Genomic DNA, 15,284 nt, shown 5'->3' on the forward strand with positions numbered 1-15,284 from the left:
ATGGTGCCGCTTAGGTGACTCGAACACCTGACCCCCGCATTACGAATGCGATGCTCTACCAGCTGAGCTAAAGCGGCTTTCAGCGCCGGAACCGGGTCTGGCGCGAGGCGGGTTCTTTATACGGCGAGGGGAGCCTTGCCAAGCGCCAGCAGCACCCCCTTCTCGGTCGGCGCGTCGGCCACACGGACCGAGCCGAAGGCGAGCGAAGCCAGCGGTCGCGCGGCGGCTTGTGAAATCACCACCGCCACGCGATTCCGGCAGGCTGCGGCCGTCAAACCCGAGCCGATGGCGACTGCGGCGGCCGCGCGGGGCGAATGGATCAGGACGACGTCGAACGCGTCCGGCGCGGCGGCTCCGGTGGCGTGGGCTTCATAGACGGGGAAGGGTCGGACTTCGGCCCGGCCCTTCAGCATGTCGGGCAGGTCCCCGGCCGGCTCGCGCGCGCCGACGGCCAGAACGGTGCCCTGCGTCGGCGACCAGCGTGCGGCGATCAGGTCGGCGAGACTGTTCAGGTCGCCGCCGGCGGACTCGACCCGGGCGAAGCCGACGTCGCGAGCGGCCCGTGCCGTGGCGTCGCCGACGACGAAGACGGGCAGGGTCTTGAAGGCCTCCGCCACGTCTGAATCATCGCGCAGCAGCACCGAGAAGACGGCCACGCCGTTCAGGCTGGTGAAGGCCAGCGCCGCCGCGTCCACCGGCAGAGCAACGACGTCGGCCAAAGCGCGGACGGCGAGCACGGGCTCGACGATCGGCGTATGTCCCAGAGCCTCGAGGCGGGCGGCGGTTTGCGACGCCCCGGGTTCGGCGCGGGTGATCCAGACGCGGGCCATGTCAGAGCTTTATCCGTTGATCACCGGCGAGGCCGTGGACCTCGGCGCCGAGGCGAAGGCCCAGGTCGCGGGCCTGATCATGAGCATCGGCGGCGTTCACGTCGCCGATCTCCCCCGACCTGCGCCAGCGGGCAGAGCCGTCCAGAGCCAGCATTTCGGTGGTCAGCCGCAACCGCCCCTGCGCGATCTCGGCATGGGCACCGACGGCGGTGCGGCAGGAGCCTTCGAGAGCGGTCATGGCGCCGCGCTCTGCGGCGACGGCGAGGGCCGTCATCGGGTCGTTCAGCGCCGCGACCCACGCCGCATCGGCGTCTCCGATCCGGGTCTGCAAGGCCAGCGCGCCCTGTCCCGGCGCGGGCAGGAACTGGTCCAGCGACAGGCGCTCGCCGATACGGTCCGCGAATCCCAGACGATTGAGGCCGGCCACGGCCAGCAGGATGGCGTCGAAGTCGCCGTCGGCGGCGCGCTGCAACCGGGTATCGACGTTGCCGCGCAGCATTTCGACGATCAGGTCGGGACGCAGGGCCAGGGCCTGGGCCTGACGGCGCAGCGAGGCGGTGCCCAGCCGCGCGCCCATGGGCAGGTCGTCGAAGGCCGCATAAGTGGCGCTGACGAAGGCGTCGCGGGCGTCCTCGCGCGGCGGGACAGCGGCGATGCACAGGCCGTGGGGCTGGTCGGCGGGGACATCTTTCATCGAATGGACGGCGATATCGACGCGGCCGTCCAGCAGCGCCTCCTCAATCTCCTTGGTGAAAAGGGCCTTGCCGCCCACTTCGAGCAGGCGGCGGTCCTGGATGCGGTCGCCGGTGGTCACGATCTCGACCAGCGGCACGGCCTCGGTCAGGTCGGCGGTGGCGACGCCGAGCGCGTGGCCGATGGCGCGCTGCATCATGCCCGACTGGGTCAGGGCCAGTTTCGAACGACGCGTGCCGATGCGGACGGGGAAGGTCATGAGTCGTTGCGGAACCGGGTTGGGGCCTTTACCTCGGCCCCGATGACGATCGTCGCGAACTATAGCAGCGCGGAAAGCCGGGCAACCGGAACCCTGACCGTGCTGGGTCTTGAAACCAGCTGCGACGAGACGGCGGCCTCGGTGGTACGTCTGTCTCCCGATGGCGAGGCGACGGTGCTGTCATCGGTGGTGCACAGCCAGATTGACGATCACGCGGCCTATGGTGGCGTCGTGCCCGAGATCGCCGCGCGCAGCCACGTCGAAATGATCGACGGCGTCACGCGGCGGGCGATGGTTGAAGCCGGGGTCGGTTACGATGAATTGGACGGCGTCGCCGCGACGGCCGGACCGGGTCTGGTCGGCGGCGTCATGGTGGGATTGAGTTTCGGCAAGGCGGTGGCGCTGGCCCGTGACCTGCCCCTGATGGCGGTCAATCATCTCGAGGGCCATGCGGTGTCGGCGCGGCTGGGCGCGCGGGTGGCCTATCCCTTCCTGCTGCTGCTGGTGTCGGGGGGCCACTGCCAGTTGCTGGAAGTGCGCGGTATCGGCGACATGACGCGGCTGGGCACGACCATGGACGACGCGGCGGGCGAGGCCTTCGACAAGATCGCCAAGGCTCTGGACCTCGGATATCCGGGCGGCCCGGCGCTGGAGCGGCTGGCGAAACAGGGCAACGGCGCGCGCTTCGACCTGCCGCGCGCCCTGCTGGGCCGCAAGGACTGCGACTTTTCCTTCTCGGGCCTGAAAACGGCCGCATCGCGGCTGGCCCAGACCTGCGAGACCGCGCAGGACCGGGCCGATCTGGCCGATGCCGTGCAGACCGCCATCGCGCGACAGCTCAGCGAGCGTTCGGACCGGGCCATGAAGGCCTATGCCGAGCGCCATAAAGGACGACTGTTCGTGGTCGCCGGCGGGGTGGCGGCCAACGGGACGGTGCGGGCCACGCTGGAAGCTACGGCGGCAAATAACGGATTCGCCTTCCTGGCCCCGCCCATGGCCTATTGTACCGACAATGCTGCGATGATCGCGCTGGCGGGAGCCGAGCGGCTGCAGAAGGGTTTGATCTCTGACCTCGACGCCGCCGCCCGGCCGCGCTGGCCACTGGACGAGAAAAGCGCGCTCGATGACCCGACCCACAAGGCGGGCCGCAAGGGTGCCAAGGCTTGAGGAAACGGCATGATTTTTAAGACTGCGGGCGTGATCGGCGCGGGGGCCTGGGGCACGGCCCTGGCCCAGGTGGCGGGCTGGGCGGGACTCGACGTCCTGCTCCAGGCGCGTGAGCCAGAGGTGGTCGAGAGCATACACGCGCGCCGCGTCAACGAGGCCTTCTTGCCGGGCGTGACGCTGGACGAGCGGGTGTCGGTCACGGCCGATCTGGCCGATCTGGCCGGTTGCGACGTCATCCTGGCCGTGCCGCCCGCCCAGCACATGCGGTCGACTCTGGCGGCCTTCGCCGCCCACCATCGGCCGGGCGTGCCGGTGATCCTGTGTTCCAAGGGCATCGAGCGCGGCTCGCTGAAGCTGATGACCGATGTGCTGGCCGAAACCCTGCCGGGCGCGCCCGCTGCGGTCCTGTCGGGCCCCAGTTTCGCCGGTGAGGTGGCGCGCGGCCTGCCCAGCGCCGTCACCCTGGCCTGCGCCGATGCCCGTCTCGGCGAAGAGCTGATGTGGACCCTGTCTGCGCCAGGCTTCCGGCCCTATCTGGCCACAGACCTGATCGGGGCCGAGGTCGGCGGGGCGATCAAGAACGTGCTGGCCATCGCCTGCGGCATGGCCGAGGGCCGCGGTCTGGGCCGCAGCGCCCACGCGGCCCTGATCACACGCGGCTTCGCCGAGATGACCCGGATGGGCGTGGCGCTTGGCGGCGAGGCCGAAACCGTCGCGGGCCTGTGCGGCCTTGGCGATCTGGTCCTGACCTGCTCCAGCCCGCAATCGCGCAACATGAGCCTGGGCCTGGCCCTGGGGCAGGGGCAGACGGTGGAACAGGCGCTGGCCGGAAAACGCTCGGTCGCAGAGGGATACGAAAGCGCGCCGGCGGTGCGCGAACTGTCGCTTAAGATGGACGTGGAGATGCCGATCTCGCTGGCCGTCGCGGCCTTGCTGAACGGCGAGACCACGGTGGAGGAAGTGATTGACAATCTGCTGTCGCGTCCGTTGAAGGCCGAGCGGCACTAGCGTGTCCGTCTATCAGCCCCTGTCCGACGTCCCTCCCCAATCGGAACGCAAGCGCGTCTGGACCACCCCGGCCGGCGTCGCCCTGTGCGCCGAGGGCGACATCGTCGATCCCGGCTCGCGCGGCTTCGTGCTGCAGATCGGCGAGGCCTATTTCCACGGTTTCGTGGTGCGCAAGGACGGCCGCGTGGCGGGATGGGTCGACCGGTGCCCCCACCAAGGGTTTCCGTTGGCCATTGAGCTGGACCGTTATCTGACGCCGGACGGCGCGCTGGTCCTTTGCGGCTGGCACGGGGCGGTGTTCGAGCCGCTGTCGGGGGCCTGCGTCGGCGGCCCCTGCGCCGGCGCGCGGCTGACGTCCTGGCCTGTCCAGGCGTCGCGGGGAATGATCCGGACCGCCTAGACCACTTTTGCTTAAGGTCGAATCGACCTGAATCCAAAAAATGGTCCCGAATCATGCTGGAGCGAAATCCGAGCCTTGATGGACTGCGTCCCTCAAGACCGATTTCGCTCTAGTCGGGGTTCCGCATCAGATAGAGGCCGAAGCCCATGACGCCGCGACCGAAGTCGAAGAAGGCCTGCACCCGGTCGGCGTTGAACGCGACGTGCGGGGCCTCCGGCGCGTCGGGATTGTCGGTCAGCCAATGGCGGACCGCCCCGACCGAATCGCGCGCATAGGCGTTGAACACCTCTTGCGAGGATAGTCGGGTCTCCACGACCTCGAAACCGGCTCGCTCCGCCGCCGCGCGCCATCCGGCGTCGTCAGCATAAAGATTGGTCGCCTCGACCAGCTGTCGCAGCGGTCCGGGCGGTTCCGACAGCCAGACCAGGTCGCCCCAAAGCAGCCAGCCCCCCGGCTTGAGATTGCGGCGCAGCACAACGAACGACTCCTGCGGCGTCGGCCTGCCCCCACCGGTGATGTTGGTCGTGCCCAGGGCCGAGATCAGCTCGACCGGCGGCGTCCGGGCCAAAACCTCGGCGGCGCTGCCAACGACCAATTTCACCTGCTCATCCCGACCGGCAGCGGCGATCCGCGCGCGCGCCAAGTCGGCCATCACCGGGTCCAGCTCGACGGCCGTGACCTCAAATCCGAAGGCCTCGGCGAGCCGGATCGCCACGCCTGCGTTACCCGTTCCGATATCGAGCGCCAGGGTGCCGGAGGGCAAACCCGCCGCGGCGACCGCCGCCTCGACTGCGGCCATCGTCACGCCGTTGCAGACCTCAAGCGCCTCATAGGCGATGCGCTGAAAACTCATGGACATTCACGCTTGTCTCGCGGCGCGGTTGGGGCCGCAAGCCCGGATTCAAGCGCCGGAGAATCCAGCCGGACTGGGGTACGCCCGTTTGCCAGACAATCTCGCGCTACAACCGCTCTGATCCCATTGAGCCCATCCACAAAAGCCCGTCCTGCCTTTCATAACGTCGACATTGCCATAACGAAGCACTTTACATTACAAAGCGTCTGGGGGAGGTATCGGTCTTGCTCGAAGAATCGACCGATGACCGCCGGCTGCGAAAGGACGCAACACCGATGACTGAGAATATCGAAGATCCCGCCGCCGACATCGCCTGGATGCGCCGACTGGCCGAGGAAGGCGCGAACGCGCCGATGCAGGGGGCATCCATCCTGGTGAGCGCCGGTCTGATCTACGGCTCCGCCAGCCTGGTCCACTGGGCGCAGGTCACTGATCGATTACCGGAGAGCCCGGCCGTAACCGGCGTCGGATGGCTCGTCGCGACGGTCCTGTTCCTCGTCGTTTTCACGATCGTGAACTTGAGAATGCGGGGTCGGATCGGCGTTATGACGAGCGCCAACCGGGCCTTCGCCGCCGCCTGGACTGCGGTCGGCTTGGGCATCTTCGCCCTGTTCATCGCTCTGATGATCAATAGCTACCGCATGGGCTCGAACCAGGATTTCACAGCGATGTGGCTGGTCCCCTCCATAATCTTCGCCTTCTACGGCTTGGGCTGGGCTGTAACGGCGGCAATGCTTCGATCAAGACCATTGTGGCTCCTCGCCGTCGCCTCGCTCGCCGCTTGCCCGGCACTGGCGTGGTTGACCGGTTCGGCCACACAATATCTGGCCTATGCCGCCGCGCTGTTCCTGCTGATGGCCCTGCCCGGCTTCCTGCTGATGCGTGCAGCAAGGCGCTGAGCGTGGCTGACGATTTCGACATCAAGCGCCTCGATGAGGTCATCCACGGTCGGGTCCGGCTGGGAATCATGGCGGTCCTGTCCAGCGCGGACAGCGCCGACTTCAACACCCTGAAGGCGCGGCTGCAGACGACGGACGGCAATCTGTCGGTCCATCTTCGCAAGCTCGAGGACGCCGGCTTCGTCGCCGTGACCAAACGGTTCGAGGGCCGCAAGCCCCTGACCGAGGCGTCGATGACGGCCGAGGGAAGGCGCGCTTTCGTCGCCTATCTGGACGCCATGCAGGGACTGGTCGGCCCGCGCTGATGACGCAGTGGTCGGGCCGCCGCGCCTCGGCTAGACAGGGGGCATGACCGGTCGCATCCAGCGTTTCGACGCCCTCGACAATTTCCGTGACTATGGAGACTACGCCGTCGGCGCTGGGCGGGTAAAGGTGGGGCGGCTGTTCCGGTCCGGCCACCACGCGCGGCTGTCCGCTCCCGATCTCGAGCGGCTCGACGCCCTGGGGATCGCGACCGTCGTTGACCTGCGCCGACCCAGCGAGCGACGCGCCCAGCCCTCGAAGCGCCCGGTGGGTTTCGCGGGCATGGTCATCGAGAGTCGGAATGACGACGGCGGCGAGGCCCCGCACATCACCTTCCTCAAGTCCGGCGACCTGACGCCCGATTCCGGCCGAAGGTTCATGACCGGCACCTATCGCAGGCTGCCGTTCGAGCCGGCGCACCTGGACCTGTTCGGCCGCTATTTCACGGCGCTGGGCGAGGGCGAGGGGCCGGTGCTGATTCACTGCGCGGCAGGCAAGGACCGGACCGGCATGCTGGCCGCCCTGACGCATCACGTGTTGGGCGTAAGCCGCGACGACATGGTCGAGGACTATCTGCTGACCAATGCGGCGGTTGATCTGGAAGGGCGCGCGCCCGCGATCGCGCGCCAGCTTGAGGACATGAGCGGAAGGTTGCCGTCGCAAGACGCGGTGGTCGCCTTCCTCGGCGTCGAGGCCGCCTATCTGGAAACCGCGCTGGCCGAGATCGCGGCGCGTCACGGCTCCATCGACGGCTATCTGGAGCAGGCGCTTGGGGTCGATGCGGCCTTGCGCGACCGGATCACGGCGCGGCTGGCGGCGTGAGCGAGCCTTTGCAGGCCAGGCAGGTCCGCCTCCGGTCGTGGATCGAGCCGTTGTCGGCGGCTCGCGGCCTGAACCGCCGCGACGGCGCGCTGGCCCTGCTGTCCGACGGAGGCCCGCACGGACGCTGGTCGTTCGTGGCGGCCGACCCCGACCTGATCCATGTCGGGCCGCTCGACGACGAGGGCCCGGAGTTGCTGCGCGGAGACGCGTTCGCGTCGGGGGTGGTCGGGTTGCTGGCTTATGACGCGGGGGCGCGGCCCGCGACCGGGGATCGCCCCCGCGTCTGGCCGGACCTGATGTTGGCGCGCTATCCGGCCATGCTGGCCTTCGATCACGTGAGGCGCGCGGTCCATGTGGTGGGTCGTGGCGTTGACGACGCCTCGGCGGCGCGGGCCGCCGACGTGGCAGAGGGCTGGTTCGGTGCGGCCGTGGACGCCTTGGTGCCGCCGCCGCCGCCGATGGACACTCTCGACGCCGAGGAAGACCCGGACGCTTATCTGCGAGCGGTGGCCGACGTCGTGGCGCGCATCGCGGCCGGTGAGCTGTTTCAGGCCAATATCGCGCGCGCCTGGTCGGGTCGTCTGAAGGCCGGCGCGGACCCGTTCGATGTCATGCTCAGGCTGGCCGGTCGGGCCTCTGCCTATGGCGCCTTCTGGCGGCTGGGCGACCGGGCGATCGTGTCCAACTCGCCGGAGCTGTTCCTTACGTTCGATCCCGACGATCGACGGATCGAGACACGGCCGATCAAGGGGACGCGACCGCGCGATCCGGATCCCACGCGCGACGCGGCCTTGGCGCAGGAACTCCAGTCGAGCGCCAAGGACCGGGCGGAAAACCTGATGATCGTGGACCTGATGCGCAACGACCTGTCGCGCGTGGCCGAGCCCGGAACGGTCGTGGTCGAGCGCCTGTTCGAGATCGAGAGCCATCCGACGGTTCATCACCTGGTCTCGACCGTGGCGGGTCTGGCCCGCGACGGGCTAGGTCCCGCCGAATTGCTGGAGGCGACTTTCCCGCCGGGGTCGATCACGGGCGCGCCCAAGCATCAGGCGATGAGGGTGATCGCCGGACATGAAACCCCGCGCGGCCCGTGGTGCGGAAGTCTGTTCCACATCGACGACCAGGGCCGGATGACGGCCTCGGTCCTGATCCGGACGGCGTCGTTCGAGCGGGACGGAGAGTGCTGGTCGTTCCGGACGCTGGCGGGGGCGGGCATCGTGGCGGACAGCGATCCCACCTCGGAGCTGGCCGAGACCGACGCCAAGATCCGCGCGCTGAGAGAGGCGCTGACCGGTCTCTAGCAGTTCGAGCAGACGATAGCGTCGGTGGTGCGCGGACGCAGATAGTAGGTGTGCGAAAACCGCGTCACCGTCGGCATCAGATAGTCGACCGGTGAGTCATAGTCACAGGTCGCTTGGGAGAGCACGATCGACTGACCGTTCTCGATAAGATCGGCACGAAGCATCACGCTGGCCTGACCCGTGCGAACCCGTCGTCCGGTCTCGATGGTCGCGTTCTCAAGCATGGAGTCGGTCACGAAGATCATGCCCAGTTCCGGTGTCGAAAAGACCATCGGGATGAAGGGCAGGGCAACCATGCCGAACTCGACCGCAGCCGAACCTCCGCGCGCGCGCATGAAATTGCTCGCGGCGGTGCGGCCGATCTTGTTCGGGGTAGGCGGGAAACCACCGGAGCCTCAAGGCGTGGGAGCGGCCGCCGCGGGGCCGGTTGTGCCGCGCAGCGACGGCGAGCAGGACGAGGCGCAGGCCATTTCGGTCGCCTGAGCGCCGCGCCATACGCGGACGCGACCGCCGCCGTCGCCGGCGGTAACCACCACTTGGCTCTGGAAGACGGTGCGGCCGATCGGATCAACGGCCACGACCTCGGTCACGCCATAGCCCTTGCCGGTGATATAGAGCGTGTTGGCATCCACCACCGTCACATCCGCGATCAGCGGATTGCCCACGATGACCGAACCGGCGGGACCGCGCAGCTGGACGCGCGTGGCCTGGTCGATCTGCACGTTCAGGCGGCCGGACTGCGCCACCCCGATCGCGGGGATGGACAGTACGGCGACGGAGGCCAGGGCGGCGACAAGACTTTGAGGACGGATCATGGCGACAATTTCCATTGAACGGGCGCGCGCGGAAGCATGGTAGCCACACTGCCCGCCAAACCTCAACAAAGTCTGAAATCGATCCATAGAGACCGCCACGACACGTGTTTTCGGACCCTCGCGAAAGTCATTCCGAGCAGGCAGTAGAATATTTCAGAGTAAATCTTCGAATAACCACGACCGGCGACTTTGTCTTAACCCCTTTGGTCGATAACGGTCATGCGTTTTGGGGGTCAAGCGGGCTACCGGCTCCCCCCGCGTTAGTAGCTCGCACAACCACTGCATAGGGACCAGAGATAATGACCAAGTTCTTTGCCAACTTCATGTCCGACGACTCGGGCGCCACCGCCATCGAATATGGCCTGATCGCCGCTCTCATCGCCGTCGCGATTATTGCGGCTGTAAGCACTTTGGGTGGGCAACTCCAGACTACCTTCGGTGAGGTAACTGCGGGCCTCCAATCAGCGTAGCCCTCTAAACCTCTATCGGCGCGTTGAGCAGGAGCCGCGGCGGAAACGCCGCGGCTCTTTGCAATTCGAGGTCGAAACCAGACTTTAACGCACCTGAGCTATACGGCGGCGATGACCATCGCGACCCTGATATTCTTGGCCATTCTGCCTGCGCTGCTCATCACCGCCGCGTTGAAGGACCTGACCACAATGAAGATCCCGAACTGGATTTCGGGGGTCGCCATTCTGTCGTTCTTCCCGGCCGCGCTTCTCCTCGGCCTGCCGATGTCCGCGGTCCTGACGCACGTCGGGGTCGCCGTGGTCGCGCTTCTGGTCGGGATGGGGTTGTTCGCCCTGCGGTTTCTGGGCGGAGGCGACGCGAAGTTGATGGCCGCGACATGCCTGTGGCTCGGCCTGTCCGGCGTCAGTGTTTTCCTGTTGGCGACAGCGGCGATCGGCGGCCTGTTCTGTCTGGCGCTGATATTCGCGCGGGCGCACGCCCAACCTTATCTGGCCGTAGCACCGGTCTGGGTCGGGCGCCTGATGGAACCAAAAGGCGACATTCCCTATGGCGTCGCCATAGCGGCCGGAGCCTTGATGGCCTATCCCGCTTCGCCGTTGATGGCGCTCTTCATTACTGCGTAGGGCCGATCTCGCCTGACTTAGGCCCGCGTTAACCCGCACCCGGCATGGTCGTTGATGGTAGGGGGCAGAAGGACCGCTTCAGGGTTCGGCCCAGCCTGCCGGAGACTGTCGATGAAGCCCGCCCGTATCATCGTGATCTGCGTCGCCGCCGTCGCCGCCATCGGACTGGCTCTGGTGGTGCGCGCCATGGGATCGCCTTCCGGAGAGCCGACCGCCGTGGCGACCGCCGCCGTGGTGGAAGCCCGGCCGATGGCCAAGGTTCTGATCGCGGCCAAGGACCTGACGCCGGGCCAACGCCTGGCCGAGGGCGACATGGAATGGAAGGACTGGCCGGTCGACGAGGTCAATCCGGTCTTTATTACCGACGGAACCGTCGCCGTGCCGGGCACGGCAGCGGCGGATGCAGGCAAAGCCGAGGTCAAGCCCAAGGGCGCGGTCGCCAGCGTGACCCGCGCAGCGACCAATCTGGCCACCGGCGGAGCCAAGGCCGATTATGTCGGTTCGGTCGTGCGCGAACCTATACTGGCGGGCGAGCCCATCGTCATGCGCAAGATCGTGCGCGCGGGAGATAGCGGCTACATGGCCGCCTATCTCGAGCCCGGGATGCGCGCCATGGCCATCAAGGTTTCGGTCGAAACCGCCGCGGGCGGCTTCATCTTGCCGGGCGACCGGGTCGACGTTGTCCTGACCCGCGAGACCAACCTGAACAGTACAGGCTCCAGCGAAGGCACCCGATCCAAGTTCACCTCGGCGACCGTCATGCAGAACATCAAGGTGCTGGCCGTCGACCAGTCGACCCGCGCGGGCGACGACGAACAGAGCGTCATCGGTGCCACAGCGACCCTGGAGGTCGGACCTCGCGACGCCGAGGCCCTGGCCCTGGCCAAGTCGGAGGGCGAACTCAGCCTGATCCTGCGCTCCTATGCCGATACCGGAGGCCCCTCGGGCCGCGTGTCGGCGGGACCGCGTCAAACCACGGCCGTGCGCGTCTATCGCGGCGGCGCGCCTGAAGTGGTGGTCACCCAATGAAGCGCTTCATCGCCGTCACCCTGGCCGGCCTTACGATCGTCGCGACCACGCCGGTCCCGTCGGCGCAGGCCCAGACCCGGGCCACCGTCTCCATGGGCTCGCAGTCCCAGCTGATCAGCCTGCCGCGCGGCGCGTCCATGGCCGTCGACCTGCCGGCCGACGCCCGCGACGTGATCGTGCCCAATCCCATGGTCGCCGAGGCCGTGCTGCACTCGCCGCGCCGGATCACCATCATCGGCCTGCAGCCGGGCGAGACCGACGCGGTCGTGCTGGACGCCGCCGGCCGGACCATCCTATCTCTGCGGGTGCGCGTCGACGCCGGCACCTCGGCTCTTCAGGACACCCTGAGCCGGGTTCTGCCGGGCGTGAACGTCCACGCCGAGGCGGTCAACGACAGCATCATCCTGACCGGCACCGTCTACAGCCCCGGCGAGGCGGATCGCGCCAGCCAAGTCGCCCGCGCCTTCGTAGCCTCTCCGGAAAAGGTCATCAACATGATGACCATCGCCGGCTCGGACCAGATCATGGTCAAGGCCCGCATCGTCGAGGTGCAGCGCACGGCCATCAAGCAGCTGGGCCTCGACGCGACGGCGGTGCTCGCCAGCGTCGGCAACGGCCTGTCCCTCGTTCAGGCCGCCACCTTCGCAGTGTCGGGCAGCCAACTGGGCGGCGGCATTCTGAACTATCGGGACTCCGCCGGCGACGGCAGCAGCCTGAACACCTCCCTGCGGGCCTTCGAGCGCGCCGGACTGGTCCGTGTCCTCGCCGAGCCGAACATCACCACCGCCAACGGCGAGAACGCCGAATTCCTGGCCGGCGGCGAATTTCCTGTCCCCGTGAGTCGCCAATCCAGTGACAGCGGCACCAACATTTCCGTCGAGTTCAAGCCCTTCGGCGTGCGGCTGGCCGTACGGCCGATCGTTCTGTCCCCGGGCCGCATCTCGCTGCAACTCTCCACCGAGGTATCGGAACTGACGACGCTGGGGGCTTTCACCCTGGGCGGCACGGGCGGCGACGCCCTGGTCATTCCGGGGCTTAACGTGCGTCGCGCCTCGAACACGGTGGAGCTGCCCTCGGGCGGTTCCCTGATGATCGCCGGCCTGCTGCGCGAAGACACCCGTCAGAATATCGACCAGCTGCCCGGCCTCGGCGACCTGCCCGTGCTCGGCGCGCTGTTCCGCTCGCGCGACTATCTGTCCGGCGAGACCGAACTTGTGATCATCGTCGAGGCCTACATCGTCTCGCCGACCTCGCCCGGCCAGATGCAGACCCCCGCCGACGGTCTGATCGTCGCCAATGACGCCCAGACCCTGCTGTTCGGCCAGCTGAACCAGCACTACGGCCGACCCAATGTCGCCGCCGGCGCCGCCGACGCGGGCTGGGCCGGCCCCGTGGGCTATGTGATCGAATGAGGTCCCCAGCCATGCGCGTCCTGATTCTCGCCCTGTCCGCCTCCGTCGCCCTGGGGGCCTGCGCCTCCACCGGGGAGGGGGCGCCGCCCCTGACGCCGCTGTCGCGCTACACGTTGCAGGTCGAACCCGGTCTCGACCGGATCGCGCTCGCCGTTCATGACGCCGGCCTGTCGCCAACCCAGCACGCCGCCCTGCGAGACCTGGCGGGCCGCCATGCTGCCGCCGGCGCGGGCTGGATACGCGTCGAGGCGCCGTCGGGCGACGACCCTGTGTCGGCGCAACAGGCCTATGCCGTGCGCGCCGCCCTGCAGGCGTCGGGCGTTCCGGCCGAGCGGATCATGGTCGCCGCCTACAACGCCCCTGATCCCCGCGCCCCCGTGCTGGCCGGTTTCGAGACCCTGCGCGCCGTCGTGCCGAACTGCGCCATGGAAGCGCGGGACATGGGCAGCCGGTCTTCGAACCAGAGTTCGATCGGATTCGGTTGCGCAATCAACGCCAACATGGCGGCCCAGATCGCCGACCCTCGCGACATCCTCGGTCACCGGCCGATCAGCCCGGCGGACTCCGGGCGCGCGGCTGTGGTGTTCGATCGGTACCGCAAGGGCGAACCCGTCTCGGCGCAGCAGGAAGAGCTGGTCAAGGGCCGGATCTCCCAGGCCGTGGAATAGCGTACAGATGACCGAGGCCTTCTCCGCCAGACCATTCGACGAGTTCGATGACGAGTTTGATCTCGACGCCGGCTACATCACGCCCGGTGCCGCGATGGGCGTCGATGCGGCGGGCGGGACGATGGCCGCAGATCAGATTCATCAGCCTGAACCCTTCGGGGACGACCACGCGATGGGCGTCGAGACGGCGGGCGGGACGATGGCCGCAGATCAGATCCATCAGCCGGAGCCCTTCGGGGACGACGACGCGGCGCGTCCGCCGCTTCTGTTCACCGCGCCAGTGCCAGCGCCACCAACCGTCTTCGCGACCGCGCCCGTCGCGACGCCCCCGGCCGTGCCCCTCAACGCGCTTCAACCCGTCCCCGAGTCTGACTTCAACCCTGTCGGCGATCTGATCGCCGGCGCGTCCGCGGCCTTCTCCGCTCCGGTGCCTGGCGGGCATGCGGCTGCGGTTTCGGTGCCGCGTATCGCCATTCACGTCTTCGCCGAGCGTCAGGACACCCTGGCCGCGGCCGAGCGCGCCGGTCAGGATCGCCGCCTGTCGCGTGCGACCACCCAGATCCGCATCGGCGGCGTCGCCGCCGCAGTCGAGGCCTATCAGCACGAGCCGACGCCGCCCCTGATCATTGTCGAATGCATGAAAGACCCCCAGACCCTGCTCTGGGAGGTCGATCAACTGGCCGAGGTCTGCGACGCGGGCACCAAGGTAGTGGTCGTCGGTGCCACCAACGATATCCTGCTGTTCCGCGAGCTGATGCGGCGCGGCGTCAGCGAGTATCTGGTCGCCCCGCTCCAGCCGCTGCAACTCATCTCGGCCATCGGCGGCCTGTTCGCCGATCCGGCCCAGCCTTTCGTGGGTCGCTCCATCGCCTTCGTCGGTGCACGGGGAGGCACGGGGTCCAGCTCGGTCGCGCACAACACCGCGTACGCGATGAGCGAGCGGATCGGTGTCAACACCGTCATCGTCGACTACGACCTGCCGTTCGGCACCGCCGGGCTGGATTTCAACCAGGACCCGCTGAACGGCGTGGCCGACGCCCTGACCCAGCCGGACCGCCTCGACGCGACCCTGCTGGACAGGATGATGGTTCGCTGCACGGACAAGCTTAGCCTGTTCGCCGCGCCGGCGACGCTGGACGTCGATTGGGACATCACGCCGGAGGCCTTTGAGGAGGTCACCACCCAGATCCGATCGACGGCGCCCTTCGTGGTCCTGGACCTGCCGCACCTCTGGTCCGGCTGGATGCGCCGCACCCTGATCGCGGCCGACGAGGTGGTGGTGGTGGCGACGCCCGACCTGGCCTCGCTGCGCAACGCCAAGAACATGATGGACCTGATCCGTCAGGGCCGCCCGAACGACGCCCCGCCGCGACTGGTGCTCAATCAGGTCGGCGTTCCCGGACGGCCGGAAATCCCGGTCAATGAGTTCGGCAATGCGCTGGGCGTCCACCCCAGCCTGATTATTCCGTTCGATCCCAAGGTCTTCGGTCTCGCCGCCAACAACGGCCAGATGGTCCTCGACGCCGCCGCCAAGTCCAAGGCGGCGGAAGCCTTCCAGACGCTGGCCCAGATCGTTTCGCGTCGCGAGATGCCCTTGCTGGCGGGGCCCAAGGGCAAAGCCGACGGCAAGTCCATGTTCTCCGGCCTGTTCAAGAGGAAGACCTGACGCGTGTTCGGCAAGCGCACAGGTCAGCCCGACACCAGCGCCCCGGCTCCGGGCCGGCGCCGACG

Annotated in this window: 18 protein-coding genes and 1 tRNA gene; 13 read left to right on the forward strand and 6 right to left on the reverse strand. The window is 67.9% G+C overall.

Annotated features, from left to right (window positions below; genetic code table 11):
• Position 1: 1 nt before the first annotated feature.
• The 3 genes from ACESMO_RS01160 to hemC all read right to left on the reverse strand — a co-directional run bounded on the left by ACESMO_RS01160 (position 2) and on the right by hemC (position 1,782).
• Positions 2 to 77: transfer RNA gene (locus ACESMO_RS01160), tRNA-Thr, on the reverse strand.
• Positions 78 to 116: 39 nt separating this feature from the next.
• Positions 117 to 830, reverse strand: coding sequence for a uroporphyrinogen-III synthase (locus ACESMO_RS01165; protein ID WP_372706347.1), 714 nt, complete (start codon positions 828 to 830; stop codon positions 117 to 119).
• Between the two features lies 1 nt (position 831).
• Complete coding sequence (gene hemC / locus ACESMO_RS01170) at positions 832 to 1,782, reverse strand: hydroxymethylbilane synthase (protein ID WP_372706348.1); 951 nt, start codon at positions 1,780 to 1,782, stop codon at positions 832 to 834.
• 42 nt (positions 1,783 to 1,824) lie between these two features.
• Here hemC and tsaD point away from each other — a divergent pair, with 42 nt between their 5' ends.
• From tsaD to ACESMO_RS01185, 3 genes are read left to right on the forward strand one after another with little or no spacing between them, the layout of a single operon-like run.
• Positions 1,825 to 2,949, forward strand: coding sequence for a tRNA (adenosine(37)-N6)-threonylcarbamoyltransferase complex transferase subunit TsaD (gene tsaD, locus ACESMO_RS01175; protein ID WP_372706349.1), 1,125 nt, complete (start codon positions 1,825 to 1,827; stop codon positions 2,947 to 2,949).
• A 9-nt stretch (positions 2,950 to 2,958) separates the two neighbouring features.
• Positions 2,959 to 3,957 carry an NAD(P)H-dependent glycerol-3-phosphate dehydrogenase gene (locus tag ACESMO_RS01180; protein WP_372706350.1) on the forward strand — a complete coding sequence of 333 codons (999 nt, stop codon included), beginning with the start codon at positions 2,959 to 2,961 and terminating at the stop codon, positions 3,955 to 3,957.
• A gap of 19 nt (positions 3,958 to 3,976) precedes the next feature.
• The gene (locus ACESMO_RS01185) at positions 3,977 to 4,357 is read left to right on the forward strand and encodes a Rieske (2Fe-2S) protein (protein WP_372706381.1); all 381 of its coding nucleotides are present in this window, start codon (positions 3,977 to 3,979) and stop codon (positions 4,355 to 4,357) included.
• 109 nt (positions 4,358 to 4,466) lie between these two features.
• Here ACESMO_RS01185 and ACESMO_RS01190 read toward each other — a convergent pair whose 3' ends face one another.
• The gene (locus ACESMO_RS01190; protein ID WP_372706351.1) at positions 4,467 to 5,216 is read right to left on the reverse strand and encodes a cyclopropane-fatty-acyl-phospholipid synthase family protein; all 750 of its coding nucleotides are present in this window, start codon (positions 5,214 to 5,216) and stop codon (positions 4,467 to 4,469) included.
• Between the two features lie 269 nt (positions 5,217 to 5,485).
• Between ACESMO_RS01190 and ACESMO_RS01195 the strand changes: the two genes are divergently transcribed.
• Genes ACESMO_RS01195 through ACESMO_RS01210 form a run of 4 tightly spaced genes read left to right on the forward strand, consistent with a single transcriptional unit; the run spans position 5,486 to position 8,535 of the window.
• Positions 5,486 to 6,109, forward strand: coding sequence for a hypothetical protein (locus ACESMO_RS01195; RefSeq protein WP_372706352.1), 624 nt, complete (start codon positions 5,486 to 5,488; stop codon positions 6,107 to 6,109).
• Positions 6,110 to 6,111: 2 nt separating this feature from the next.
• Positions 6,112 to 6,414, forward strand: a complete 303-nt coding sequence (locus ACESMO_RS01200; RefSeq protein WP_372706353.1) for a winged helix-turn-helix domain-containing protein — start codon at positions 6,112 to 6,114, stop codon at positions 6,412 to 6,414.
• 43 nt (positions 6,415 to 6,457) lie between these two features.
• Positions 6,458 to 7,234, forward strand: a complete 777-nt coding sequence (locus ACESMO_RS01205; RefSeq protein ID WP_372706354.1) for a tyrosine-protein phosphatase — start codon at positions 6,458 to 6,460, stop codon at positions 7,232 to 7,234.
• Between the two features lie 50 nt (positions 7,235 to 7,284).
• Positions 7,285 to 8,535, forward strand: a complete 1,251-nt coding sequence (locus ACESMO_RS01210; protein WP_372706355.1) for an anthranilate synthase component I family protein — start codon at positions 7,285 to 7,287, stop codon at positions 8,533 to 8,535.
• On the opposite strand, the gene ACESMO_RS01215 is transcribed toward ACESMO_RS01210, so the two are convergent.
• A complete protein-coding gene (locus ACESMO_RS01215) occupies positions 8,532 to 8,870 on the reverse strand; it encodes a TadE/TadG family type IV pilus assembly protein (RefSeq protein ID WP_372706356.1) in 339 nt (112 codons plus the stop codon). The genes ACESMO_RS01210 and ACESMO_RS01215 overlap by 4 nt on opposite strands.
• Positions 8,871 to 8,930: 60 nt before the next feature.
• On the reverse strand, positions 8,931 to 9,350 hold the full coding sequence (locus ACESMO_RS01220) for a pilus assembly protein N-terminal domain-containing protein (protein WP_372706357.1): 420 nt from the start codon (positions 9,348 to 9,350) through the stop codon (positions 8,931 to 8,933).
• 299 nt (positions 9,351 to 9,649) lie between these two features.
• Here ACESMO_RS01220 and ACESMO_RS01225 point away from each other — a divergent pair, with 299 nt between their 5' ends.
• The 6 genes from ACESMO_RS01225 (at position 9,650) to ACESMO_RS01250 (ending at position 15,219) form a co-directional block, all read left to right on the forward strand.
• Positions 9,650 to 9,820: a Flp family type IVb pilin gene (locus ACESMO_RS01225; protein ID WP_372706358.1), complete on the forward strand. Its 171-nt coding sequence runs from the start codon at positions 9,650 to 9,652 to the stop codon at positions 9,818 to 9,820.
• Positions 9,821 to 9,931: 111 nt separating this feature from the next.
• Positions 9,932 to 10,444: a prepilin peptidase gene (locus tag ACESMO_RS01230; protein WP_372706359.1), complete on the forward strand. Its 513-nt coding sequence runs from the start codon at positions 9,932 to 9,934 to the stop codon at positions 10,442 to 10,444.
• 111 nt (positions 10,445 to 10,555) lie between these two features.
• Positions 10,556 to 11,473, forward strand: a complete 918-nt coding sequence (cpaB, locus tag ACESMO_RS01235) for a Flp pilus assembly protein CpaB (protein WP_372706360.1) — start codon at positions 10,556 to 10,558, stop codon at positions 11,471 to 11,473.
• A complete protein-coding gene (locus ACESMO_RS01240) occupies positions 11,470 to 12,885 on the forward strand; it encodes a type II and III secretion system protein family protein (RefSeq protein ID WP_372706361.1) in 1,416 nt (471 codons plus the stop codon). The genes cpaB and ACESMO_RS01240 overlap by 4 nt, the downstream gene beginning before the upstream one ends.
• Positions 12,886 to 12,896: 11 nt before the next feature.
• Positions 12,897 to 13,553: a CpaD family pilus assembly protein gene (locus ACESMO_RS01245; RefSeq protein WP_372706362.1), complete on the forward strand. Its 657-nt coding sequence runs from the start codon at positions 12,897 to 12,899 to the stop codon at positions 13,551 to 13,553.
• Positions 13,554 to 13,752: 199 nt separating this feature from the next.
• Positions 13,753 to 15,219: a CpaE family protein gene (locus tag ACESMO_RS01250; protein WP_372706382.1), complete on the forward strand. Its 1,467-nt coding sequence runs from the start codon at positions 13,753 to 13,755 to the stop codon at positions 15,217 to 15,219.
• Positions 15,220 to 15,284 lie beyond the last annotated feature (65 nt).

Origin of the sequence: Brevundimonas sp., from assembly GCF_041688735.1 — a bacterium.
GTDB lineage: Bacteria > Pseudomonadota > Alphaproteobacteria > Caulobacterales > Caulobacteraceae > Brevundimonas.

Bases quoted from the DNA above. Each gene is read 5' to 3' on its own strand.
- ACESMO_RS01240 (WP_372706361.1), top strand. From the start codon at position 11,470: ATGAAGCGCTTCATCGCCGTCACCCTGGCCGGCCTTACGATCGTCGCG.
- hemC (WP_372706348.1), bottom strand. From the start codon at position 1,782: ATGACCTTCCCCGTCCGCATCGGCACGCGTCGTTCGAAACTGGCCCTG.
- tsaD (WP_372706349.1), top strand. From the start codon at position 1,825: ATGACGATCGTCGCGAACTATAGCAGCGCGGAAAGCCGGGCAACCGGA.
- ACESMO_RS01250 (WP_372706382.1), top strand. From the start codon at position 13,753: ATGGCCGCAGATCAGATCCATCAGCCGGAGCCCTTCGGGGACGACGAC.
- ACESMO_RS01180 (WP_372706350.1), top strand. From the start codon at position 2,959: ATGATTTTTAAGACTGCGGGCGTGATCGGCGCGGGGGCCTGGGGCACG.
- ACESMO_RS01190 (WP_372706351.1), bottom strand. From the start codon at position 5,216: ATGTCCATGAGTTTTCAGCGCATCGCCTATGAGGCGCTTGAGGTCTGC.
- ACESMO_RS01230 (WP_372706359.1), top strand. From the start codon at position 9,932: ATGACCATCGCGACCCTGATATTCTTGGCCATTCTGCCTGCGCTGCTC.
- ACESMO_RS01245 (WP_372706362.1), top strand. From the start codon at position 12,897: ATGCGCGTCCTGATTCTCGCCCTGTCCGCCTCCGTCGCCCTGGGGGCC.
- ACESMO_RS01220 (WP_372706357.1), bottom strand. From the start codon at position 9,350: ATGATCCGTCCTCAAAGTCTTGTCGCCGCCCTGGCCTCCGTCGCCGTA.
- ACESMO_RS01225 (WP_372706358.1), top strand. From the start codon at position 9,650: ATGACCAAGTTCTTTGCCAACTTCATGTCCGACGACTCGGGCGCCACC.
- ACESMO_RS01165 (WP_372706347.1), bottom strand. From the start codon at position 830: ATGGCCCGCGTCTGGATCACCCGCGCCGAACCCGGGGCGTCGCAAACC.
- ACESMO_RS01205 (WP_372706354.1), top strand. From the start codon at position 6,458: ATGACCGGTCGCATCCAGCGTTTCGACGCCCTCGACAATTTCCGTGAC.
- cpaB (WP_372706360.1), top strand. From the start codon at position 10,556: ATGAAGCCCGCCCGTATCATCGTGATCTGCGTCGCCGCCGTCGCCGCC.
- ACESMO_RS01195 (WP_372706352.1), top strand. From the start codon at position 5,486: ATGACTGAGAATATCGAAGATCCCGCCGCCGACATCGCCTGGATGCGC.
- ACESMO_RS01215 (WP_372706356.1), bottom strand. From the start codon at position 8,870: ATGCGCGCGCGCGGAGGTTCGGCTGCGGTCGAGTTCGGCATGGTTGCC.